A 22,602-nucleotide genomic window follows, 5' to 3' on the forward strand; every position below is an offset into this window, starting at 1 on the left:
TGGCTTGGGCGTTTAATGGCACAAACAAGCTAGAGTTTAAATTGGCTAATCATAGTGCCTAACTCATGGTTAATTGCCGCAATGTTCTGAGTTTCACTGCGCTGGCTTTGCCCTTCACTGTTTAGCTTTTCAACCATGTCGTGAATTTGATGCATGCTCCGGTTTATTTCTTGAATAACAATGTTCTGCTCGCTGGCAGAGGTAGAAACCTGGCTATTAAGCTCATTAATTTGATGAATAAAATCACCCAATTTTTGCAAGCTGGTTGAGGTTTTATCCGCCTCTTCTACAGTATCTGAACAAGTATGTTCGGTGCTGCCTATCGACGATACCACCAAGCTGGCTTCTTGCTTAAGCTTGGCTAAGGCCTGCTCTATTTCGCTGGTACTACTTTGAGTACGGCTTGCTAAGGCTCTCACCTCGTCGGCCACTACCGCAAAGCCGCGACCTTGATCCCCTGCTCTTGCCGCTTCAATAGAAGCATTTAGTGCAAGCAAGTTGGTTTGCTCAGCAATGCTACCAATCACCTCAACAATATTTTGAATACTCGAAGTTTCGTTATTCATGTTCTCTACATTGCTAGAGGTTTCATGAATTTCACTGGCTAAGGCTTCAATTTTTTGTTGAGTAGACTTAATGGTTTGTACCGAGTCTTCGCCGCTTTGATTTGCCTCGGTGGTGTATTTAGCCGCAGCTGAAGTATTGCCAGCCACTAACTCTGCAGTATTCGACAACTCTTCAATGGCTGCAACAATTTGTGTAGTCTCGTTGGTATGCTGCTGCAGAATGTCACTGCTACTTTTGCTATGCTGGTCTAAAGTATCTATGCCTGAAGATAGCTTAGAGCGGGCAGCGTTTATTTCTAACAACATGGTTTGCAATTGAGCAATAAAGCCGTTGATCCCCTTGGCAATAATGCCAATGTCATCATCAGTTTTAACTTCCAAGCGCTGAGTTAAGTCGCCACTACCTTGGCCGAGCTCGGTTACTAAGTTGCGTAACTTAATAATCGGTTGATAAAGCTGGTTTAACACAAACAGCAAAATAATCACCGACACCAATGTTGCGGCTGCAATAATGCTGGCCATTTTGTAGCTTGTGGCTTTAAGCGGCGCAAAGGCTATTGCCTCGTCTACCGTAATCATTACGTACCATTCATCGTCACCCAGCAGCTTCACTTGCTGGCTAACAAACAAGGTAGTTTGTCCACCCACCTCGGCGGTTTGTATTGCTTGCTCTTTGCCTATAAGGCTTTGGTAAACGCCGGCAAACACTTCAACATCGGCAATGTTGTCTTTCTGTTTTACTTGCTCATTGGTAGAGGCCAACACTAAGCCACTTTTATCTAATACCAAGCCCGTTGCTCCAGCTATTTCGCCTAACGAGTTCAACTGTTCTTGTAAGTGGTCAAAACGTAAATCGGCCATAATGATGCCATCTTTAATCGGATGCATTACCCCCATCATTGGCACACCATCACTACGAGTAAAAAACACGTCGCTTAGCGACAAGCCACTATTACGTTTAGCAGCTTGGTACCAAGGCCGTGTACGTGGGTCGTATTTGTCTAAGCGACCAACACCATTAGGAAACGACTCAGAAGCCCTAGAAACAAACGACGACCCATCATCAAAACCAATAATTACTTTATACACTCCACCTAAGCGGGCGGTATATTCGGTCATGGCTACATGGTTATCGCCAATATCCTTTTCCTGATAGAGCTTTGCTAACTGAGTTACTGCGTCGGTTGTACGCTGAAAAGAGGTTTCAATCTCTTGAGTTTTCTGGTCAATAGTATGATGAATATCACGAAGTAAACTATCGGTTATTTGATCTTTGATCAGTGTGTATGAGAGGTAACTTGTTACAAGTAGAGATAAAACAAGCATAGATGCCATTGCCGACAACAAGCTTGATTTAAAGCCAAAGCGATTCATCCTTTTCACCTTTTGTAATATTTTATAGCTTAATGTATTACAAATAGGCAACGATTAATGTTAGGTACTTCAACAAAATTAAACTTCGCTTAGCGAGTACCAAAAGGCTTCAAAAAAAACGCGTATGTCACCAAATTGCATTAGGTTAACTGAACAAAATAAACTCAAAGTACTGCTTTAATAGCACTACCAACTTAAGAGCCTTAAGGCACAAAAACACAAAAACACAAAAACTAGGAAATGAACGCCCAGCCGATAAAGTGAGCGTATAAATTATTTCAGTATCCTACAGCGCCTTTATCTAAGCGAACTATTAGGATCTGTTGATCTTTGGTGTTGAAATTTTGTTCGAGATAAGCGGGCTTTAATCGCGGCGAGCACTTAGAAGCCTAGTGGGCTAAGCAAGAAGTGCTTAACAAAGAGTAAAGTTCGCTTATCCGAACCCTTCGGGCAGCATTTCTTAGCCATTTATTCAGCGTTAGCGAGTGATTATTAAGCCCACTTAACTGCACACTCACTGCCTTGCCTAAACGGCTAATAAATTGCTGCAAAAACCATCAGCAAAGATCAACAGACCCTAGCTAAAGCTATGAAGATTTTTTAACAAACTGAGCGGTTACCATCATGTCGCCAGCACCATCTACTTTGCAATCTAACTGGTGATCTTTGCCATTAGCCATGCGTTTAATCACCGCTTTAGTGCCAATCTTTAGCACCAAAGAACTGCCTTTTACTTTAAGATCTTTAGCCAAAGTAACTTTATCCCCTTCGGCCAACAACGTGCCATTGGCATCCTTAACAATCACCTTCTCTGCTTCTGCAACTTCATCGGGGTTCCATTCAAAGGCGCATTCTGGGCATATAAGCTGGCTTTGATCTTGATAAACATATTCAGACTGGCAATTGGGGCAAGCGGGAAGTGACATCTCTTTAAACTTCTTAAATTTTACTTAGCAAACATGATACTGATCGTGCGCGCCAAGAGCGAGTAAGTACTACCAATTTTATCGGAACTTCATTGCGCAACAACACTAAAATATTGATTACTTTGTTAAATACATTGCCATTTAGGCAAACTGCTATACCCTAGAGAAAACATTTCGTTTTGTCATTTATCACCGATACCTGGCTTAGCGCTCATTTATTTGTTGAGACAGCCTAATGACAAAATTACGCCTATCCTACCAAACGGTTGAGTTTGGAAAAACCGATATACACCTGTGCACCTTACGCAATAGACAAGAGTTTCACGACCCAGCAGGCATTGCCGAAAAACTCGGTATAAGCTCTGCCTCTTGGCCAATATTTGGTGTAGTTTGGCCATCAAGCTTTGTGCTCGCCCACTACATGGCCGACTATGACACAGGCACCAAAAGAATATTAGAAGTAGGCTGCGGTATCGGGCTCAGCAGTTTATTGTTAAACAAACAACTTGCCGATATTACCGCCACCGATTATCACCCCGAAGTTGAAACCTTTCTCAACAGAAATACCAAGCTAAATGGCGACAAAAGCATAAACTATGAAAGAGTTGGCTGGGCAGATGAACACGACACCCTAGGGCTGTTCGATGTGATAATTGGTAGCGATTTACTATACGAGAATGAACATATAGACCAACTAGCTAACTTCATTAACGACCACTCAAAGCCTTCCAGCGAAGTAATTATTGTAGATCCAGGACGTGGCAGAAAAAGTAAGCTAAGCGCAAAAATGGTCGAATTTGGCTACACATCAAGCCATGCCAAACCCGTTCATACCGACTACATTGATGAAGTGTTTAAAGGGTATATTTTAACCTTTAAACGAGCGCAATAAGCAACAAACACATTATAAAAAACTCGACGAGCCCTTAGTACTCTTAAACAGTTAATTGCTTGTTCGTGACTAAACTAGAGCTCTAATGCGTTTTGCAGGCATGCCCCCAACAAGTGAATCTGGTTCAACGTTTTTTGTAACAACCGAGCCTGCTGCCACAACAGAACGAGCCCCAATAGTTACGCCTTGGCAAACAACAACATTGCCACCAATCCACACATCATCTTCCACCGTAATTGGCAAAGACTTAACCTCCCATGTCCTACGACGCTGATAGTCTAAGGGGTGAGTTGGAGTATAAAACTGCGAATTTGGGCCAATAAGTACATTGTTACCAATTTTAACAGGAGCGTTGTCTAGCATCGTAACCCCCATATTAATGTAGGTATTATCACCCACAGAAATGGTCTTGCCGTATTCACATAAAAAAGGCGGGCAAATAATACTGCCCTTACCTAGATGCGCTAATAGCTGAGCCACATAAGGTTTGGCAGCTTCAAACTGTCGTTGATTTATCTGTTGGAGTAACTCAAATGCTTTATTTCTAATTTGTGCAAGTTCAGGACTATCAACATCATACTCCTTCCCTAAGCACATATTCTCAAACTCGCTCATTGCACTTCCAATAGCTATTATCGGCTGTCCATTGTAGCAAAATGGAAAAATGATAAAGTGGGACAAGCCACACCAATGAAGCTATGCGGCAGCTACGGTCAATGTGCTGCAGTTCAGCTATGAGGCATCTTTGAACATGGCACCGAGGATGCCGTATACCAACTCATGCATGTATGTGTTGCCTCCTAGATGCACCAATGTATCGTCGCCGCCTTGAAAGCAAACATATTGTAACGCTTCACTTCCATCAAAGCTTACTTCCGATACGCCATCAAGCATGCAGGCAACCTTAAAAGCAATTTTGCCGGTGGTTTCTTTAAGCACATCACCTTGTAAACCAACTTCTTCTAGCTGTTCTGCGATGTTCGCGATAATCTCGCCAACAAGAATTTCTTGCTGTTCCTCGGTAGATTCAGAGTCAATTGATAACTTCATTGTTCGTTATTCTTGTTTGCTATATAACATTTGTATAGTGCGCATGCGCGTATACCTCATTGAAACCAGTGAAAACGCGTATGCACAGTTAACAAACCTATTATCTAATTCAACACTAAGCTAAGTAACTGATACTAAGCCGGAAATTTTTCCACCTGAAGGCTAAACGCACAAAGAGTAAACTTTTTATTTAGCAAAAATAGGAAGTTGCTTATCGGCGCAAAAAGCAACAGTCAAGCAAACTTGCTGCTTAGCAATAAGAGCCAGCCTTTATTGCCCTTTTCCCGCTAGTACCACCCAAACCGTTTTAAGCAGTACGCTTATGTCTTGGTAGAGCCAAGAGCTGCATTGGCTAAGGCTTAATGCGTAGCAATGATCGTAAGCGAGTTTTTGTTTAACGTCTTCGATTGAACAATCGTAGGCCAAGTTTACCTGCGCTAAACCGGTAATACCGGGTTTTACGCCCACTGTGCGTTCACTATAAAAAGGGATGGAGTTTTCTAGCGTTTGATAGAAAACCGGGCGCTCTGGTCGTGGCCCAACCAAAGACATTTCGCCTTTAAGTACATTGATGAGTTGGGGTAATTCATCAATTCGGGTTTTACGTAAAAACCGCCCCACTCGAGTAATGCGTTTGTCTTGCTTTGCCGCCCAAACAGCACCAATGCCAGATTCGGCATCGGCCCGCATACTTCTAAACTTAAAGATGTCGAACAACTGCACTACATTGTCAGACATTAAGCCTACTCGGGTTTGCTGGTAGAAAACCGGCCCTTTACTATCCAGCTTTATGGCTAATGCCACCAAGGGAAATAAGGGACTAAATACCAACAGCAATAATGTTGCCCCCAGCACGTCAAATAGCCTTTTACCTACTGCAACTAAGGGGCTTACAAAGCCACTTAAGTAGCGACGCTGTAGCTTTTTAAGAAGGTAATCTACACAGCCCATCATGCTAGAGAAGTGCCCTTCTACTAAATAATTTAGGCTGCCTATTGCGTTTGGTAGTTTTGCATTAGGCATAAAGCGCGGCAACATCGCTAAGCTGTAAGCCACAACCTGCAAAGCAAATAACACTGCAAATACTGCAGATTGCACAGCTAACACCATGGCCCCAAAAAAGCTGGTGAGCATAAATACAGGGATGGTTACTCGTAAGGCTTTGCCAGAGAAGAAGGTAAAGGCCACACCCTTGAAACGTGGTAGCAACATATGACGAAGACGAATGAGTTGCTGTAAGTTGCCCGCTCCAATGCGCTTTCTGCGGCTGCGGTCTTGGCTGTCGGCGGCGTGTTCAAGCTCTAAGGCGCGAATGTTTGGTTCGTAAACAGCCTTGTAGCCTTGGGCAACTATATCCATGGGAATAACAAAGTCATCGTTAATGGTGTCGTCTGGCATTACTCTAAATAGAGACTTTTTAATCAAATAGAATGCGCCATGTGCGCCTAAGGGTGCGCCCATATTCGCCTCACAACGTTTCACTTCGCGTTGGTAATTCCAGTAAGCCTGCTCACCTACCGAACCAGGGCTTAGTAGATGATAGTAACCACACACTACGCCAACTTGTGGTTGGCCAAAATGCTGCGCTGCAATTAACATTGCGTCTACCGAAATAAGCGCTGATACGTCAGACAATGCCACAATATCCGCTTTGCTTTGCGAAATGTACTGGTTAAGCACAGCCACTTTGCCTTGGTTTTGCAGCTGTTCGCATATCTCTATGGAAAAGCTGCAAAATGCTAAGTCTTCTAAACACGCTCTTGCCACGCTGGCGGTATCGTCGCTACAGCCATCGCATATCACTTTAATGCTTAAGCGGTCTTCGGGGTAATCTAAAGTAGCTAGGTTAATCAGCTTTGCCGCAATGTAATCTTGCTCGTTATAAGCAGGTATAAGTAACTCTATGCTGGGCAATTGCTGGTCTTGCTCGCGTTGGTGATATTTGCGCGCAACACTTTGAATTTCATCCTCGGTATTTTGCGTTTTGTCTTTGCTCAAAAGCTTTAACAACAAGGGGTATAAAGCGTGATGATAAACCACCAAGAACATTGCGATTAAGGTTACATAAATTAATGCGTTCATGATTATCCCCTATAAGAAACGGTGGCGTAAGGCCGCGTAATTGCGTGCAGTAGTGCGTAAATCGCCCGACTGCTTAACAAATTGGCGTGGATTTCCGCTACTCGGTTTTTCGAGCTTTGTCTCTAAAGCTTGCGCCATAGCAAACGCAGAACCTGGCTCTACCACAGTGCCAGTGCGCGGGCACAAGGCTTCGGTAGAGGCACCTACATTAGTCACCACTGCTGGTACTTCACAGGCTTGTGCTTCTAAAATAACCAGCGACAAACCTTCAAAATAAGACGGTAAACAAAACAAATCTAAACTTTGGTAAAAGCGCGGCATACAATCTAGAGCGCCTAAAAAATGTACCCGATGGCTAAGGTGCAAACTCTCTACCAACTGCTCTAAACCTTGGCGTTGGCTTCCGTCTCCGGCAAAGGCCAAATGCACATCGGCAGGTAAAAATGGCAGCGCCTCAATTAATACGGCTTGGCCTTTCTCTACTTCTAAACGCCCTGCACATCCAATTATTTGGCAGTTATTAGGTAATCCTAAGTCCTCGCGAGCGGTGAGTTTATTGCCGGGGGTAAAACTGTGAGTGTCGATGCCGTTTTTAATCACTTGTACATTTTCGTCGGTTACACCTAAGGCAGTTTTTAGTTCACCAGCTACCAAATTGGCATCGGCCACTAGCATCGGTTTAACCCATTTAAGAATTGCACCTTGCAAAATGCGACGACGCTGCTGGCGCAAATGCCAGGCGTCGTGCTCGGTATGAATAACCACCTTAACCCTGGCTAAACGTGCAGCAATACCACCATAGATGAGCGGCCCAATGTGATGAGTGTGCACCACTGGCACCGCCCAGCGGCGAAACAAGTTGGTAAGTTTCCACAAGGTTTTCCAGCTAAAGCCAGCTGGCTTGTTTAAAAACATTAGGCGGTCGGCAAAAGGAATCAAACGAGGCCATGCGGCTAAGGCTTCTTCTTTAGTACCTTCTAAAGAAATAATTATGCCTTGTTCATGCGCTTCTTCCATACGTTGTAAGTCAAGCGCCATAGTTTCGATGCCGCCAGGTTGTAAGTGTTGTACTACTTGGATCCAAATACTCATTGGGTCATCCTCTTTAATGCGATTCTTTAAGCGGCGGAATTCGGCTTAATACCGATACGCCTGCGATGTCTTCAATTTCTTTAATGGTGCGTAAGCTTGAGTCTGTAAGCTCGGCAATCACCGCTAAGCTAACTCCTAAGGCTATGCCTCCCACTAAACCGGCAACAACAAACATCCATAAAGGCAAAGTTGAAGGGCCACTGGGTGTGTAAGGGCGGTCAATAATTTTGATCCGATCAGACTGTTCGAATACGCCAAGCGCACCGGTTACTTGCGCCATCTCATAGCGTGTGAGCAAATTTTCATAAAGGCTACGCTTAACCCGCAGGTTACGATTTAGAATGCGTAACTGCTTCTCTTGCTCACCCACCGATCCCACTTGGCGCTGTAAAGAAGACGCTAAACTGCGTAATTGCGAGACTTCTTCGGCCAGTGCATCGACGCGTTGGCGGGCAATCATTAAGGCTTCAACCTGCACAATCAGCATTTCGCCATTAGATTCGGTAATAGAAATTTGCTGCTGCAATAAAGCCGAGCTGTCGTGGTTGCTTACTGCCGATTCGGGCTGCGCTAATACTTGAGCTCGTTCTTCTTCTAAATGGCGCAATACTCGTTTAACTGCGAGAACTTTTGAGTGACCTTCGGTGTAGCGTGACATCAAAGTGGCCAACTCGGCGCGGTTAAGCACTATTTGTTCTTCTAAACGGGTTAATACTGGGTTGGTGCGTGACAGTTGTTGGTCGATGCTACCTAAACTTTGCTTTGCACCCGCTAGCTCTGCTTCTCGTTCGATAAGGCGTTGACGAACTTGCGATAAACGCTCAATGTTTGCCGAATGCTGCTCTGGTAATGCATCGGCATGTTGGGTGCGGTAAATTGCCAGTGCTTCTTCGGCTTCTTCTAGCTCCATGCTGCTTAGGCTTAAGTGCTCTCGCAAAAAGCGCTCAGACTCTTTAATTGACGAACGCTCTGGCGCTAGTAATTGCTCTACAAAGTGCTTAGAAACGGTTTCTAATAACTGGCTCATTCCCTGAGGATTTGGCGATTTATAGTCGATGCGAATGAGATCTTTACCAACCTGACGAACGCTTAACGAAGCCGACAATCGATTAATCACTTGCTCTTTTTTGCTGGCGCTGTCGGTTTCAAACATCAAACCTTGTTCAATCGCCACTTCGCTCAATACGTGGCGGCTGTGCAGTAGCGTGGTTAACGCTTCCATGCGCCCTTCCACGTTGGCCGACACGGCTAAGTCTTCTAGAAATGGGTTTAAGCTGGCGGTTTCTTGCACCAACATACTGGTATGCGAGGCATACTGTTTGTCGGTAAACATTGATACGAGTGCTCCCGCCACTGGCATCAGAAGTATTGGCAAGACAATTAGATAACGTCTGCGCCATAGCGCATCAACGATTAAATAAACTCTTGGTAATAATTCGCCCATTACATTCTCCATTTGATTCAAGTGTTGAAAAGCGAATTTCATACCAAGATTTTTATTTATTAATAATCAGTAAGTTACATTAAACTTTACTTTGAGAAAGGTGGTGAACTTGCATTTTGCAACTGCCACCTAGGCATGGCTGAATTAACAACTAAATTTGAGCGACTCAGCCTTAGAAAACTGTTGTGAGGTCCATACATCTTTAATTTGTGGCCAGCCCCAATCTGTCATCGCAACCCCTTGCAACACGTTTTGAAAACGCAACGATTGCCAATGGTGAAACAAGGGCAAACACCAATATTCACTTACTAAGGTATTGGCCAATGGCGTCATCTTGCTGAAGTAGTCTTGCAGCGCGGAGGTTTCACGAACGTCACTAAGCTGGGCTTGCATCCATCGCCAATTATCGCTGCCGACACAATGCTTAATAATCGGGTCGTTAAACAACCACCGAAACGCCGATGCTGGTCGGTTATCGTCTAAGTTGTAACTTGTCACTATCAGGTCTTGGCTTAACGTATTTTGGCTAGCAGCATGGTTTAAATCGGCATAGGAATACGCTGTTAGTTGAGTGCTTACGCCTACTTGATTAAGCAACTTGGCAATGGTTTCGGCGTACAGCTGCAAATCATCATGTTGGTAAAAGCCAATGCTAAGCTGGTTGGGTAGCGGGACGCTCTCTGCAGCCAAACTAAAACAGTCTGGCCAAATATCTAACAAACTAAAAGCAGGCTCTACGGCCATGCTTTGTAAACTTTTTTCTGCCGTAAGCAAAAGTGCTTCGGGCTGCAAATAGCTTGATAGCCAGCGCCTTTGGCTGTAGTTAAGCGTTTGCCGTTGTTGATTAAACAGCAGATATTGGCAGCCAAATTCTAAACGTTGTTGTAGATGTTGAGGCTGGCTTTGATCGTTGCTGGTAAAAGCGTATTGGCCCTCTTTTGCCACAGAGCTTTTGGCGACAAACCAAATGCTCACTTCGTCGGGCAAGGCGCGATAACCGTGGTAGCTAGAATTTGCCTGCAAATGGATCCGCTGACTATTGTGGGCAATTAAGGTGAAGGGGCCAGAACCAATCACTTGCTTGCTGCTCTCCCCTGTTTGGCTAAGTTGCAACGCAGGTTGAATGGCATACTTTGGGTCTGCCAATAGGCCAGCAAAGCCCTGGTCACTGCTGGCTAAGGTAAATTCTACCGTTAAGGCGTTAGCCGCCTTAACACCAGTGACATGGCTTAGTTCATGTTGATATTGGGCATTAGTTTGCAGCGTATTAAACAAGGCGGCAACAGCATGGGCATCGATTACACTGCCATCGTGAAATTGCAGCTGTGGTCGCAAGTAAAAGCGATAAACCTTGAAGGACTCATCACACTGCCAATGATGGGCTAAGTCTGCATGAATGTTCCCCTCGGCGTCGCACCTAACCAAATTAGCATACAGCTGCCGCAGTAAAAATCGCTCACTATTACGTAGCAACAAGTGGGGTAGCACGGCCGAGAAAGGCCGCGAATAGGTTAGCTGCAGATTAAGAGAACCATCTCGATGGCTAGCACCAGAGGTAGCAATAAGTAGCCGGCCGAACCATTGTTGGTCATCGTCTAGCAGGGCTAACGCAGCGCTATAATCTCCAGAATCAATTTGTGCCTTAGCCAAATGTTGCTTTAGATCGGCTTCACTAAACAACAAGCTCAAATGTGAGCGCTGGTTGCGACCAACACTTGGCTGCCAATTAAGCCACCCAAGCTGGGCCATGTGTTTTAACAAAGTTCGGGCATATCGTGGGCTAGTGCTTACCGCTTCTGCAATATCGGCCAAAGCCAGCTTAACCGGTTCTTTGGTGCCAAACTTAGTAAGCTTTAAGTAGTACCTTAGTAGTTTAATCGCCTGCAAAACCCTACCTCATTTATCGCAACAACTTCCTCATTTTAGCTTTATTTAGAAAAAACCTCAGAAAAATGGCAGAAAAACTACATGTAAAGACAATTTAGGGAAGCAAAAACCCAAAGTTCATCTGTTTTTAATTCCTCTTAATGGGCGCAAAATAGCCTTGTGTTTAACAACAGATCTTAGAGGAAAACGATGACTAGTTTAGAACTTAAAGCCAATCAGCAGCTTATGCACTATCGCAAAAACATAAACCATTTGAACAGCGCGCAAGTTAAAGACAAAGCCAGTGATAAGCTAGTGGCTGCAGCCTCACCAGCCACCATGGCCAAACACACAAAACAACAGGCGCTGCATAGCCATAGCCCATTGGCTCAAGCTGCACTGCAATCGATGCTGAGCTTATGCCAATGGGATGTATCTAATTTAAGTGATGAAGAGCTTAGCGAGCATTTTTAGCTTGCTAGCTTAAAGCGACCAACATTACTTTCTTGCTGATTTGACAGCGCGTTTAAGCGCTGGCCTTCAGCAGCTAAGGTATCTAATGTTTGGCTGTTTTCTTTTGCTTGCTGAGCTAATAAAGCCATTTCCTTGGTGATACTGCTAACACCTTCGCGCTGCTGCTCGGTAGCAGTACTAATGCTGTGAGACATATCTCTAAGCTGCTGAATATCCTCACCTACCTCTGAAATCGCCTCAGATAGTTGATTATTTAAGCTTACGGTGTCACCCATCTTGCTACGGCTTTCGTCCATCAATTCCATAGACGTGCTTGCTTGCTCTTCTAGGCGGGCCATTACTTTGGCAATTTGCTTCGTTTGCTCACCAGTGCGCATAGACAACAACCTTACTTCGTCGGCTACTACCGAAAACCCGCGGCCATACTCGCCAGCCCTTGCCGCTTCAATCGCTGCGTTTAACGCCAGCAAGTTGGTGGCATCAGCAATGGACTGGATAACTTCTAATACCGACTTAACGTCTTGCACATCGCTTAACAAACTCTCCATAGCCCCATGAGTACTGTAAATATGCTGCTGCAAGGCTTGAATAGTTTGCTGGTTTTGCTGCATAACGCTGGTACCGCTTTTTAAACGATTGTCTGCACTTTCGGTTTGATGGAAGGAATCACTAGCAATGGTGGCAATCTCTTGGCTGGCATTCGCCATTTGCGTAATGGCGCTACCAACGCTAGCTAAACTGGTATTCTGATGGTCGTTTTTGCCTTTAATTTCACCAGTTATATTGGCATTGCTATTAGCCATGGTTTCTAGTTCGTTAGTCACTTGAGCAATTTCGCTTAAAGAACGGTTGGTATTCTCGGCAACTTCATTCACCCAGCCTGCTACTTTAGCAAATTCACCACTCCAGTGATGTTGCATATGTAGAGTAAAGTCACCTTTGGCCATTGCCTGGGTAACCTTAGCCAAATCATCTATCGGTCGTTTGATTAAACGACTAATCGAAATACACGCAGCAACAGCAACCAATAAGGCTATGAAACCTGCAACGCTGGCGCTAATACTTACCTTTGTCACTAGGCTTTCGGCCTCGTTAACCATCGTATCGGTTTGGCTATCAATAGTGTTTACTAACTGCCTAAGTGCGGTAATTTGTTTTTCGATTTCGCTTTCTAACTCGGTACGTTTTAAGCCGACTTGCTGAATGTTTCGTTTGTTTTCAAGTATCCGTGATAACAAACCTTGAGGTTGCTGCACATGCTTAATAAAGAATGCCCAGTTACTTTGAATATCGGCGTGGCTGTTAATCGATTCCACTTCAAAGCTTAAATCTTCGAAACTAGTGCTTAAGCGAGTAGTGCTGGAGCGAATAGTCGCGAGTATTTTGTTCACCGCATTAGGATCGTTTACCGACACCAACTCAAATGCCTTAAGCTGAACACGCTGCGAGGCGGCCATATACGTTCGGTAGATATCGCGAATATACTGATCTTCCAGGGCGTAAGGTTCAACCTGATACCCCATGTCGTTATACAGCTCGGTAGATTGCAAAATAAACTGATTAAACAATTTAGTCAGTTCGTCGGCTTCGCTATAGCTTTGTGATAACGCTTGGTATACCGCCACCAACTCGTTGTCTAACTGGTGCACCATAGACTTAGAAGCAGAGAAACTAGCGATAATAGACGTTTGTTGTTGAGCAGTTGAACCAGCAATAGCTCGCTCTAATAAAGACTCTGTAGCATCGCGCTGTTGTTGCCAGCCTTGGTACAGGTCATCCAGTTGTTGTTGATTATTCGAGGTGAGAATAGCCAGAACCAAATGGTTCATTTGTAAGTATGCGGCTTCTACCTCAGAAGCATTTTGTAATGCCACCAGCGATTGTGTTGCTAAGGTTTGGTTACGGCTTTGAATATTATTTAAGCCCACAATGGCAATAAGAATTGCTGTAACAAAAGTACTAGCGATAACCGCTACCACCGTAACCACTTGCCGCGAAATCGACATTTTTCTCAAGCGATTGAAATAGTTAAATCGTTCTACCATGTTGTACCCCATAACCAACAATACTTTCCGTAGTGGTTATTGACGTTAACGAGGGTAAACATTTTCAGCAATAACAATTCGGCTATTTTATGGATAGGATCAACAATTGTTTCTCAATTGACATTGGGTTTACCTGTTGGTTTTAAGCTTTTGATATTACTGGTTAAAAATAAACAGCTGCGGATACTATAAAAGCTAAAACTATTGCTTAACTCCTCGCAAGCTCTGCCGATAAAATGACTGTAAAGGGAATTTATTGGGAATGACGCAATGTCTTTATCATCGATTAATGGCTCGGCAAGTAACGCCTACATGGCGCAAGCAGCTGCGCAGCAAGCTCAAGCAATTAAAGCCCCACAGCCGCCAACAAACACTACAGAGCAAACCGCAACCCAAAAACCAAACGAGCCAGAAGACAGCGCCGTTAAATCTTTTGCTTACGGTGCCTTAGGTATGGACAAACCCAATGAGGTTAAAGATAACGATGATGGCGCCTACACCGCAGGGCAAGTATTAAAAGCCATTGGCACGGTTGGCAGCATCATCGCCATTATGGTGTGAACTAACGAGCGTTAACCGCCCAAGTCGTTTCTTGATGTTGATCAGGATGACGTGGCACCAAAAACGAAAAGGCCAATGAAGCCACTGCAATGCCCGCCCCTATCCAAAATACTAAAGATGAAGAATACAGCCAAACAAATCCCAACAACGCGGGCAATACCACCGCGGCAATATGGTTAATGGTAAAGCTCACCCCCGCCGAGCTGGCAATGTCGGCAGGATCGGCAATTTTTTGGAAGTAACTTTTTATCGCTATCGCCATAGCAAAAAACAGATGATCGATAATATATAAGCCCGCGGCCCACTCTGCGGTGTCCACCAAAGCATATCCAGCAAATACAAAAATTAGCCCTGTGTACTCAATAATTAACGCTCTACGTTCACCAATACGCCCAATCAACTGGCCAATTTTTCCGGCAAACAGAATGTTTAGTACTTGGTTAGCAAGATAAAGTAAGGCGATGTCTGATACTGAATAGCCGAACTTCTCTACCATTAAAAAGCCGGCAAACACCACGAAGATTTGCCTACGCGCACCACTTAAAAATACCAAGGTATAAAACAGCCAATAACGCTGGCGCAGTATTAGTCGTTTGTGTTGTTCGTGTTCTGCGGTGTAATGCGGAAACCTTAAGGCAATAAACAACACCGCTATTATGGTTGCTCCACCAAACATGGCGTAAAGCGATACATATTCAAACTCGGTGTACTCGAGTAGCGCCCATAAAGAGCTATAGGCTAACACCGCAGCAGCGCCTTTCACCGCTAAGGCTTTACCCATAAATGCCGGCGTTTCGTCTTTTGGGATCCATTGTAAGGTGAGTGATTGGTTAACTGTTTCAAAGTAATGAAACCCCACCGACATAAGTACCGTAGTAAAGTACAAACCGTAAATACTGGGAAAGAATCCGGTAAGCGTAATACCAATCGCCAGCACTAATAGGCTTAGCAGAGCGAAAGTTTGCTCTTTGAGCACTAACAGTACAAAAATTGCAGTAAAGGCTAAAAAGCCAGGGATCTCACGCAAGCTTTGCAAAATACCAATTTCGCGACCGGTAAATTGCGCGACTTCAATGGCAAAATTGTTGAGTAAAACCATCCATATGGAAAAACTAAAGGGCATTAGAAATGCCATCATTAACAGAAGTTGTTTCTTAGAACGCTGCATCATAATCCTTGATGAAAGTAACCGAGCTTTAGCTCAGTTCAGAAAAAGCTAGGCGAATACCAAAGGCAGCAAATAAGCCGCCTAAACCACGATTTAACCAACACTTAATTTTGTCACTTGCTTGTACGCGATGAGAAATAGAAGCACTTAACCAAGCTAAAATATGGCCCCAAATCATAGCGTTAAGATTAAACACCAAACCTAACACCACAAATGCTAAGGCTTTGTTTGGCTCGGCGGCATCGATAAACTGGGGAACAAATGCTAAGAAAAACAACGCCACTTTAGGGTTTAAGCTATTGGTAAGAAAGCCCTGGCTAAATATTTTGGAATAGCTAGCTCCAGCGCCCTTATTGTTGCTTAAATGCAAAGTAGCATCGGGGGTGTTTTTTGAAAGGGCCATCGAAAAACCCATATACAACAAATAAATACAGCCAATAACCTTGATCACGGTAAAAGCCGCAGCCGAACTTGCCAAAATAGCAGAAAGACCAAACGCCGCAGCAGCTATATGTACAAAGGTACCCGCACCAATGCCTAACGCGGCCACCGAGCCAGCTTTAAAACCTTGGCTAGCACTGCGCGCCATTATATATAAAGAGTCTGGTCCTGGGATTAAATTTAGCAAAATACCCGAAACAACAAATAGCCAGAACTCATTAATACCTAACATTGCTACTACTCCATTAGTGTTTTGCTTTGTGCGCGAAAGATCTCAGATTAGCATGGAGTTTGTACAAAGCCCTAAGCAGAAAAGACTATTTACACCAATAAAAGTAAAACAAAATTTGGCAAACTATGCTCAAATTTAAGCCGCTTCAAACACCGGTAAATCTATTGTTTGTTGCGGGTTATTTTACTTGGAACCTGAGTACGGTTTTAAGCTTGTCTGGTGTTACTTTACGAGGGTCTGACAGGTAAATTTCTCGATGAACTTTAGATAGTCGCTCGAGGCCTTCGGCGACGGCAAAGGCTTCCATTTTTTCGAAGCTTTGCGGCTCATCATCGAACGGGCCTACATGAAGCATTTGTACCGCTTTCCCTTCTTCTATTTGCTCAAAACTAAGTTGTTCGAAAAGGGGATTAGCTTTTTTCTGTTTTGCTAGCTCAAGCATATCCCGGTAAAACGCTTGGTCTACAAAGTCTGGCTGGCGGATCATTAAACGATATACCAGCTCATCTTTATTAATGGTGCCATCAAAATTGGCTTTTGCTTTTTCGTTAATATCCCAAACACCTTCTAAAGGATAAACGGTAAAATCAAAATAGCCTTGCGGTGGCTTATCCATTTTTTTAGGTATCATTTTAATGGTGTAAGCGAGCGCATATAAGGCCTCTACCTTTTTGGTAAAAGCACTGCTTGCAGGGCTCCCCTCGCCTTGAATACTTATAAAGGAAAACTCAGGAACAGTAAGGGTTTCTGGTTTGTTTTTCGGGAGATAGAAACTCTTCTCCTTTTTTCTCCATTCATGTTTGGCTTGCATCTGCGAACTCTTATTTTCAAGCTAATGATTAGGGTCTGTTGATCTTTGGTGTTGAAATTGCTGCAAAAACCATCAGCAAAGATCAACAGACCCTAGTAGACTATCACGCTTATCCTAAGTCATCATTGTTCTAAGCGGTGTTGTATGAAGTACCCTCTCATTCCAACATAATTTTGTTAAAAACCGCATACACTTTAAGCTTCTACACTGGACTCCAGACTCTGGACACGGCCCACAAAAAAGGCGACTAAAAGCCGCCTTCATTGATTGGGTTAATCACTAACCGCAGCTACCAAATACAGCTGTAGATTGCGTTTCTGCTTGCTCAACCAAGTTTGCACACGAAACCTCTGTTGCGCTAAAGGCTTCTGCTAAATCGATGCGAATTTCTGCGTAGGTATCTAAATTACGCATTTTGAATGAGCCATTGTCAAAGTTGTATGTATATTGAATCCAAGTAGCGTAAGTTTCGCCGTTAGCGGGATCAATAATGTCTTGTGGTACTAGGTTGCCTGCGTCAAAGGTAGACTGCAGCTTACCTTCGGTTTGTGCCCAGTTTGCATCTTGCTTAAATTCAACATTTGCTGAGTGATACAAACCCCGCAGCATACGATCTGCCGATGAAATACTAGAACCAATTTTGTGGCCAGTTTCAGTAAGGCTCATATCACCTGCAGCTTGAGCGTTTGCTTCATGATATTGCTGTAGTGGCGCATTAGCCATTACCCGCATTTGATCATTCACACTACCGCGGTGTACCCGCATTTCCCCGCCTTTATTTAGCTCAAATAACGCAATATCGCCGCTTTTGTCTTGAACCGAAATATGTAAACCATGCTGGTCGCCATGAATACCATCTACCCAAGCAAACTGGAATTGCTTGGCTTCAAACGCTTTTACAGCTTCTTCTACTGTAGCGAAATTTTCAGCCATAAAGCTTGCAGCATCTCCCCAGTTTACCGCCGGTGCGCCGTTATCTTTATAGTCTTTAATAAACTCTGCTGAGTCATATAAATACAAGGTAGACGCCGATAAGCCCGCGGCATTAATAGCCTCTCCTATTGTATCAACAAATACTTCACGCTCTTCTAAAGCGAGCGTTGGGTACTTTACTGTCCAAGTTGCCGCAGTTTTATATGAAGGTACATCTTTAGTTGTTACTTCTGTACCTACTGGATGAAGAATAGCAACTGTTCCAAGCTGTACACCCCAATCTAACGTGCGTACTTGCGAAACGCCGTGTGGAGTATCTAAGGTAATGCGAGAACATGCATTAGCAGTTTGTACAGCGCCAAACGTTACCGCAGCAATGGTTAAAGCAATCATCGATTTTTTCATAGTCATTCTCTCGTTATTAATTGCCCACTCCTTGGCGAATAGTGAACAAAAAAGCACAAATAAAAGTGCTTTCCGGTTCGAGTGATGACAATTAAAACATGACGAAACTAAACTAATTAATCAGCACCTTTAAGGTCAACTAACAGCTTGTGATTGAGGTATTAGGCAAAGAGCAGCAGGTAAACATGCCCTGAGGCTAGGCAGGCTAAATCATCGTTATAAACAAGCAGATTTAGCTTGTCTAAAACGACGAGTCAAACAATAACGGCACGCTTAAGCACTATACAACTGAACGCAGTTTCGCCCCTGTTCCTTAGCCATATACAAGGCTTTGTCTGCTTGTTGCAGCAAAGTCTTTAATGACTTCACATCGCTGCTACTTGCCACTCCAAAGCTGGCGGTGCAGGTAAAGTTAGCTTCACCCACGATAGGAATAATGTGTTTAGACACCCGCTCGCGCATTCGCTCAGCTACTTGTTGTGCTTGCTCTAAGTTGGTTTTAGGCATGGCGATAACAAACTCCTCGCCACCAATACGGGCAAACAGGTCTTGCTCGCGACAAATCGCATTAATTTCTTTGCTTATTTCAACTAAGCACAAGTCACCAACCACATGACCATAACGATCATTAATGCTTTTAAAATAATCAAAATCGAGCAAGACCAAGCTCATTGTTTGGTGCAACTTGTTGGCATGCTCGAGCATGTCGTTACCTTCAGCAAAAAAGCAATGGCGATTAGCCAAACCGGTTAGCGAATCAGTCGACGCTTGTATGGTAAGTTGCTTTTCGTTGGCTTCAATTTGTCGCGCAAAAATGGTCAGCACAAAAACCACTTCAATCATATTCACCAATACCACCGACTGATAAAGCAAGTGATTGGTGGCAGCATCTAGCTCTATAAGCGGATTTAAATTAAGGGTGTTTTCGCAATAAAGGAACAAGCCTACCGAGGCTGCGCTTAATGCCAGCATCTCTCGTCGCTGATGAAGCTCAAACAGCAAAAATGCGCCAGTAGGCACCAAGAAATAGTACAAGTGAAAACCGCTTTGATTGGTCACATACACATTGGTACAAACCAGTAAATGCACCATTAACACCGAGAAAAACCAGGTTTTTGCACCAGATACATGACCCCGGTGCATAAATGCTAAGGTGGCAAAGTAAGCCACTGTAAAGCCAAGATTAATTGAAGCAACACCGCTATTATCAAGCAGTAGCCAATAGTTGAGTGAGTATAAGCCGGATATAACGGTGGTTATTAAGGCGATGATATTGGTTAGCTTTATGCGGCTAACGGCAGCAAAAGAGTGCCCTTCGGCCCCTAAGTTTATTAGTTTTTTAATTTGCATATTGTTATCTGAGACTTCCCTTTCCAAGTACAGACTAACATACAAACTGGTAACAAATTGCTTCAAATTCGCATTTTCTAACATTAAGCTTTAGTTGCAAACGTCGGCAATAATAGAGCTAAAAGTCAGTAAAATTCATTATTTTTTAATTAACAGCAAGTTAAGGTAAAGGCGAATACATTTGCAGCGTTAAGTGACAAAAATGCTAACGGCTAACGCTGCTGCCAAGCAATTAAAATTTAACTATGCCAATAATCCAACTAGTGGGCTTTAACGACTCATTCCATTAAAGCCCTAATACACGAACTAAAGCAGCGAACTTAAGCGTCACTTAAAACGATTACTTAGGCATTTCCACCAACAAATGTCCTTGTTGTGCTTGGCTTAAATCAACTTCAAAACGCTGTGGTGACCATCCATGTACTTTATCGCGCGCTTCGATATAAACAATGGAACCAACAGCTGGATGTGGCACTTTGCTTAAGCTGCGAGTAAAGGGCTGCTCATTAACATGGGGGTGTAATAATTCGCGCTCTCCCAAAACCGTGCCATTTACATCCACTACTCGCCACATATTGGCATAGTGATCCCAACCTGTATCGCTATGCATAAGTGATACATCAACCTTCCAGGTTCGTTGGCCATCTTGAGTAAACTCTGCGGCCACTATTGTGACATCGTTAGCTGAGGCCGAAATGGAGTAAAAGCTAAGAGCTAAGCAACTGGCTAGAAAACTTCGCGAAACTTTAAGTAAGGAAAATGGCATACCAGTACCCTATTGGCTGCTAGGAATGTATTTACACCCTAGCAGCAAAGGAAACTATTGCGTAGCTTTGTTTTGTAAGTGTTCTATTAACTGTTGAGCCATTGCTCGGCTTGGTCAGCCTGATCCATATCAAATGCTTTAATGCTTAAGCCTGGAATAAGCTTGCCTTCAAGCTCGCTAATGGTTTGCACCCATTGCTTGTCGCACAACACTGCGGCGCGGTTAAACTGGCGGATCACTTTAAACATCTCAGGAATACGCGCAAATTCTACAGCTAAGGCACTTAAGGTGGGTAATGCAAAGTCTTCGATTCGGTAAAGCATTAGCCCCTGCTCTATACCTTGTGCCTTGCTGCTAAGTTCATCTAAGGCTAGTTTCATTTCGTCCGCATCCAGCTTCCCGCCAAATTCAATATCTAAACGGTTGTCAGCCACTTTTGTTACGTTAAACATGTTGGTGCTCCATAAGGTAACTTCAGATGATTTACCTCACTGTATGCCAAACCCAATAAACTGATATTGCGCTAGATCGTGTTTTAAAACGCCTTAAGAGCGCATAGGCTCGTTGTTTATTTGTAGAAAATCACCAACCAAATAGTCGCCACATTTTCTGCGGTTTCTGCGACTCGATGCTTTTGATGAACGGGGATGTTTAAGTAATCACCCTTGCCTAAAACAACACGCTGGCCATTATCAAACTCTATAACTGCCGAGCCTTCTAAAACACTTACCCATTCATTTTCTTCTTGGTCATACCAACCCTGTTCAGGTGAGGCTTGTCCATAAGAAACGATCCGCTCAACCCTTAATCCATCGGCTTGTAATAAGTCACTAAAATGCTCTTGGCTCTTATCCCTAGGCAACTTAGCAAATAGATTGTCCATAACTATTACGCCCCCTAAATAAGCCAATTTGATTATTTAGCTAATCCAAGCCCAGTTAACGTTTGCTTAACTATCACTAATAATTCCGCCTCGCTGGTAACAACTTTTGACAACACGCTAATTCCCATTAGCAAACTTTGTAGCGCTAAAGCTTTCTCTCTGGTTTGCTGTTCTTCTAGCTCCCCTTTAGCCACTGCAAGTTGCAGTAGCTGCTCGAAGCGGGCAATGTTGGCGTGCACCATATTGCTTAGGTTTTCACCCAATTCTTCGTCTACAGCCACTAACTCAGAGATCGAGTTAATCACCAAACATCCGCGCGCCTCCGGATCGCTTGCTCTAAAACGGCATACATCTGCGAAAAACGCATTAATTAGCGCTAATACGCTGGTATGTTGTTCTGGCTGGTTTAAAACTTGATCCGGGGTAATGGTGGCGTATAGATCTAGGGTTTCTAAAAACAGCGCTTGGCGGCTACCAAATGCGTTATAAAAACTGGAACGCGTTATGCCAAGTTTTTCGGATAAGGCTTTAACCGAACAAGCCTCGTAACCATGTAACCAAAACTCATTCATGCAATCTTCTATTGCTGCTGAACGATCAAACTTCGCTGCTCTGCCCATGTTCTTCTGATACTGCTCAATATGTTCACATGTGTACAAATTAGCATAATTGTACTTAGCTGCCTAATTCCCTGCTCCAGAAGTTAGCCATCTAAGCTTGCTCTTTAGATGAAACGACTATTTGTGATTTATTTTTGTACATCTATGGACAAAAACAATTTATGAAACTAAATTGTACATACATGTACAATAAGTATTGTACCTTGTTGGGCGCAGTAAACATGCCCTGTTACATCTTGATTTAATGCAAGCCAACTAAAAGGAAGACCGAGACATGACTGCATTTTTTGTTGCAACAAGCCAAGTAAAAGACCCAGAAAAATTTGCGCAATATGGCCAACAAGCAGCCGCTACACTGGGCGAATTTGGCGGTGAGCTGGTAATAAAAGGGAAATTTTCTGGCAACCTTAGTGGTGCAAATGAGCATGATGCTGTGGGAGTAATTAAGTTTCCCAGTATGAGCAATTTGCAAAGCTGGTACGACAGCCCTAATTACCAAGCGCTTTTGCCACTTAGGGAACAAGCTGTGTTTATGAACATTAGTACTTACGCAATACCTGAGTAAGCTTTAGCCTTGCCCAAGCTTTAATTTTAAACCCAGATTTGCTGGCTCATTTCTGG

The 22,602-nt window shown here is 43.7% G+C and carries 22 protein-coding genes; 4 read left to right on the forward strand and 18 right to left on the reverse strand.

What is annotated here, in order from left to right:
• Nucleotides 1–29: 29 nt before the first annotated feature.
• Both OAG1_RS12930 and OAG1_RS12935 read right to left on the reverse strand, forming a co-directional pair.
• Nucleotides 30–1,940, reverse strand: a complete 1,911-nt coding sequence (locus tag OAG1_RS12930) for a methyl-accepting chemotaxis protein (protein ID WP_338621570.1) — start codon at nt 1,938–1,940, stop codon at nt 30–32.
• Between the two features lie 587 nt (nt 1,941–2,527).
• Nucleotides 2,528–2,866, reverse strand: coding sequence for a zinc ribbon domain-containing protein YjdM (locus tag OAG1_RS12935; protein WP_338621571.1), 339 nt, complete (start codon nt 2,864–2,866; stop codon nt 2,528–2,530).
• A gap of 235 nt (nt 2,867–3,101) precedes the next feature.
• Between OAG1_RS12935 and OAG1_RS12940 the strand changes: the two genes are divergently transcribed.
• Complete coding sequence (locus OAG1_RS12940; RefSeq protein WP_338621572.1) at nt 3,102–3,758, forward strand: methyltransferase domain-containing protein; 657 nt, start codon at nt 3,102–3,104, stop codon at nt 3,756–3,758.
• 69 nt (nt 3,759–3,827) lie between these two features.
• Here the strand turns inward: OAG1_RS12940 and OAG1_RS12945 are convergent, their stop codons facing one another.
• From OAG1_RS12945 to OAG1_RS12970, 6 genes are all read right to left on the reverse strand, one after another.
• Nucleotides 3,828–4,373: a sugar O-acetyltransferase gene (locus tag OAG1_RS12945; protein WP_338621573.1), complete on the reverse strand. Its 546-nt coding sequence runs from the start codon at nt 4,371–4,373 to the stop codon at nt 3,828–3,830.
• Between the two features lie 117 nt (nt 4,374–4,490).
• Nucleotides 4,491–4,808 (reverse strand): hypothetical protein, encoded by a 318-nt coding sequence (locus tag OAG1_RS12950; RefSeq protein WP_338621574.1) that lies wholly within the window; start codon nt 4,806–4,808, stop codon nt 4,491–4,493.
• A gap of 270 nt (nt 4,809–5,078) precedes the next feature.
• Nucleotides 5,079–6,890 carry a sugar transferase gene (locus OAG1_RS12955; RefSeq protein ID WP_338621575.1) on the reverse strand — a complete coding sequence of 604 codons (1,812 nt, stop codon included), beginning with the start codon at nt 6,888–6,890 and terminating at the stop codon, nt 5,079–5,081.
• Nucleotides 6,891–6,899: 9 nt separating this feature from the next.
• Nucleotides 6,900–7,982, reverse strand: coding sequence for a glycosyltransferase (locus tag OAG1_RS12960; RefSeq protein ID WP_338621577.1), 1,083 nt, complete (start codon nt 7,980–7,982; stop codon nt 6,900–6,902).
• 13 nt (nt 7,983–7,995) lie between these two features.
• Nucleotides 7,996–9,426 carry a Wzz/FepE/Etk N-terminal domain-containing protein gene (locus OAG1_RS12965; RefSeq protein ID WP_338621578.1) on the reverse strand — a complete coding sequence of 477 codons (1,431 nt, stop codon included), beginning with the start codon at nt 9,424–9,426 and terminating at the stop codon, nt 7,996–7,998.
• A 144-nt stretch (nt 9,427–9,570) separates the two neighbouring features.
• Nucleotides 9,571–11,313 carry an SgrR family transcriptional regulator gene (locus tag OAG1_RS12970; RefSeq protein ID WP_338621579.1) on the reverse strand — a complete coding sequence of 581 codons (1,743 nt, stop codon included), beginning with the start codon at nt 11,311–11,313 and terminating at the stop codon, nt 9,571–9,573.
• Between the two features lie 189 nt (nt 11,314–11,502).
• Between OAG1_RS12970 and OAG1_RS12975 the strand changes: the two genes are divergently transcribed.
• Nucleotides 11,503–11,766, forward strand: coding sequence for a hypothetical protein (locus OAG1_RS12975; RefSeq protein ID WP_016400576.1), 264 nt, complete (start codon nt 11,503–11,505; stop codon nt 11,764–11,766).
• Here OAG1_RS12975 and OAG1_RS12980 read toward each other — a convergent pair.
• Nucleotides 11,763–13,811 carry a methyl-accepting chemotaxis protein gene (locus tag OAG1_RS12980; protein WP_338621580.1) on the reverse strand — a complete coding sequence of 683 codons (2,049 nt, stop codon included), beginning with the start codon at nt 13,809–13,811 and terminating at the stop codon, nt 11,763–11,765. The two genes, OAG1_RS12975 and OAG1_RS12980, sit on opposite strands and share 4 nt — an antisense overlap.
• A gap of 270 nt (nt 13,812–14,081) precedes the next feature.
• Here OAG1_RS12980 and OAG1_RS12985 point away from each other — a divergent pair, with 270 nt between their 5' ends.
• Nucleotides 14,082–14,372 (forward strand): hypothetical protein, encoded by a 291-nt coding sequence (locus tag OAG1_RS12985; protein WP_338621581.1) that lies wholly within the window; start codon nt 14,082–14,084, stop codon nt 14,370–14,372.
• Nucleotide 14,373: 1 nt separating this feature from the next.
• On the opposite strand, the gene OAG1_RS12990 is transcribed toward OAG1_RS12985, so the two are convergent.
• The 9 genes from OAG1_RS12990 to OAG1_RS13030 form a co-directional block, all read right to left on the reverse strand.
• Nucleotides 14,374–15,540 carry an MFS transporter gene (locus tag OAG1_RS12990; RefSeq protein ID WP_338621582.1) on the reverse strand — a complete coding sequence of 389 codons (1,167 nt, stop codon included), beginning with the start codon at nt 15,538–15,540 and terminating at the stop codon, nt 14,374–14,376.
• 28 nt (nt 15,541–15,568) lie between these two features.
• Nucleotides 15,569–16,213 (reverse strand): LysE family translocator, encoded by a 645-nt coding sequence (locus tag OAG1_RS12995; protein WP_338621583.1) that lies wholly within the window; start codon nt 16,211–16,213, stop codon nt 15,569–15,571.
• 178 nt (nt 16,214–16,391) lie between these two features.
• A complete protein-coding gene (locus OAG1_RS13000; RefSeq protein ID WP_338621584.1) occupies nt 16,392–17,024 on the reverse strand; it encodes a GyrI-like domain-containing protein in 633 nt (210 codons plus the stop codon).
• 279 nt (nt 17,025–17,303) lie between these two features.
• The gene (locus OAG1_RS13005) at nt 17,304–18,362 is read right to left on the reverse strand and encodes a linear amide C-N hydrolase (protein WP_338621585.1); all 1,059 of its coding nucleotides are present in this window, start codon (nt 18,360–18,362) and stop codon (nt 17,304–17,306) included.
• A gap of 273 nt (nt 18,363–18,635) precedes the next feature.
• Nucleotides 18,636–19,712: a GGDEF domain-containing protein gene (locus tag OAG1_RS13010; RefSeq protein WP_338621586.1), complete on the reverse strand. Its 1,077-nt coding sequence runs from the start codon at nt 19,710–19,712 to the stop codon at nt 18,636–18,638.
• Nucleotides 19,713–20,052: 340 nt separating this feature from the next.
• Nucleotides 20,053–20,478 (reverse strand): hypothetical protein, encoded by a 426-nt coding sequence (locus OAG1_RS13015; RefSeq protein WP_338621587.1) that lies wholly within the window; start codon nt 20,476–20,478, stop codon nt 20,053–20,055.
• A gap of 86 nt (nt 20,479–20,564) precedes the next feature.
• Nucleotides 20,565–20,930: an STAS/SEC14 domain-containing protein gene (locus tag OAG1_RS13020; RefSeq protein ID WP_338621588.1), complete on the reverse strand. Its 366-nt coding sequence runs from the start codon at nt 20,928–20,930 to the stop codon at nt 20,565–20,567.
• Between the two features lie 116 nt (nt 20,931–21,046).
• Entirely contained in the window at nt 21,047–21,361 is a 315-nt protein-coding gene (locus OAG1_RS13025) for a cupin domain-containing protein (RefSeq protein WP_338621589.1), read from the reverse strand.
• Between the two features lie 32 nt (nt 21,362–21,393).
• Nucleotides 21,394–21,981 (reverse strand): TetR/AcrR family transcriptional regulator, encoded by a 588-nt coding sequence (locus OAG1_RS13030; protein ID WP_338621590.1) that lies wholly within the window; start codon nt 21,979–21,981, stop codon nt 21,394–21,396.
• Nucleotides 21,982–22,255: 274 nt separating this feature from the next.
• On the opposite strand from OAG1_RS13030, the gene OAG1_RS13035 reads away from it, so the two are divergent.
• On the forward strand, nt 22,256–22,546 hold the full coding sequence (locus OAG1_RS13035; RefSeq protein ID WP_338621591.1) for a DUF1330 domain-containing protein: 291 nt from the start codon (nt 22,256–22,258) through the stop codon (nt 22,544–22,546).
• Nucleotides 22,547–22,602: the final 56 nt, after the last annotated feature.

Source organism: Agarivorans sp. OAG1, from assembly GCF_037076485.1.
Taxonomy (GTDB): domain Bacteria; phylum Pseudomonadota; class Gammaproteobacteria; order Enterobacterales; family Celerinatantimonadaceae; genus Agarivorans; species Agarivorans albus.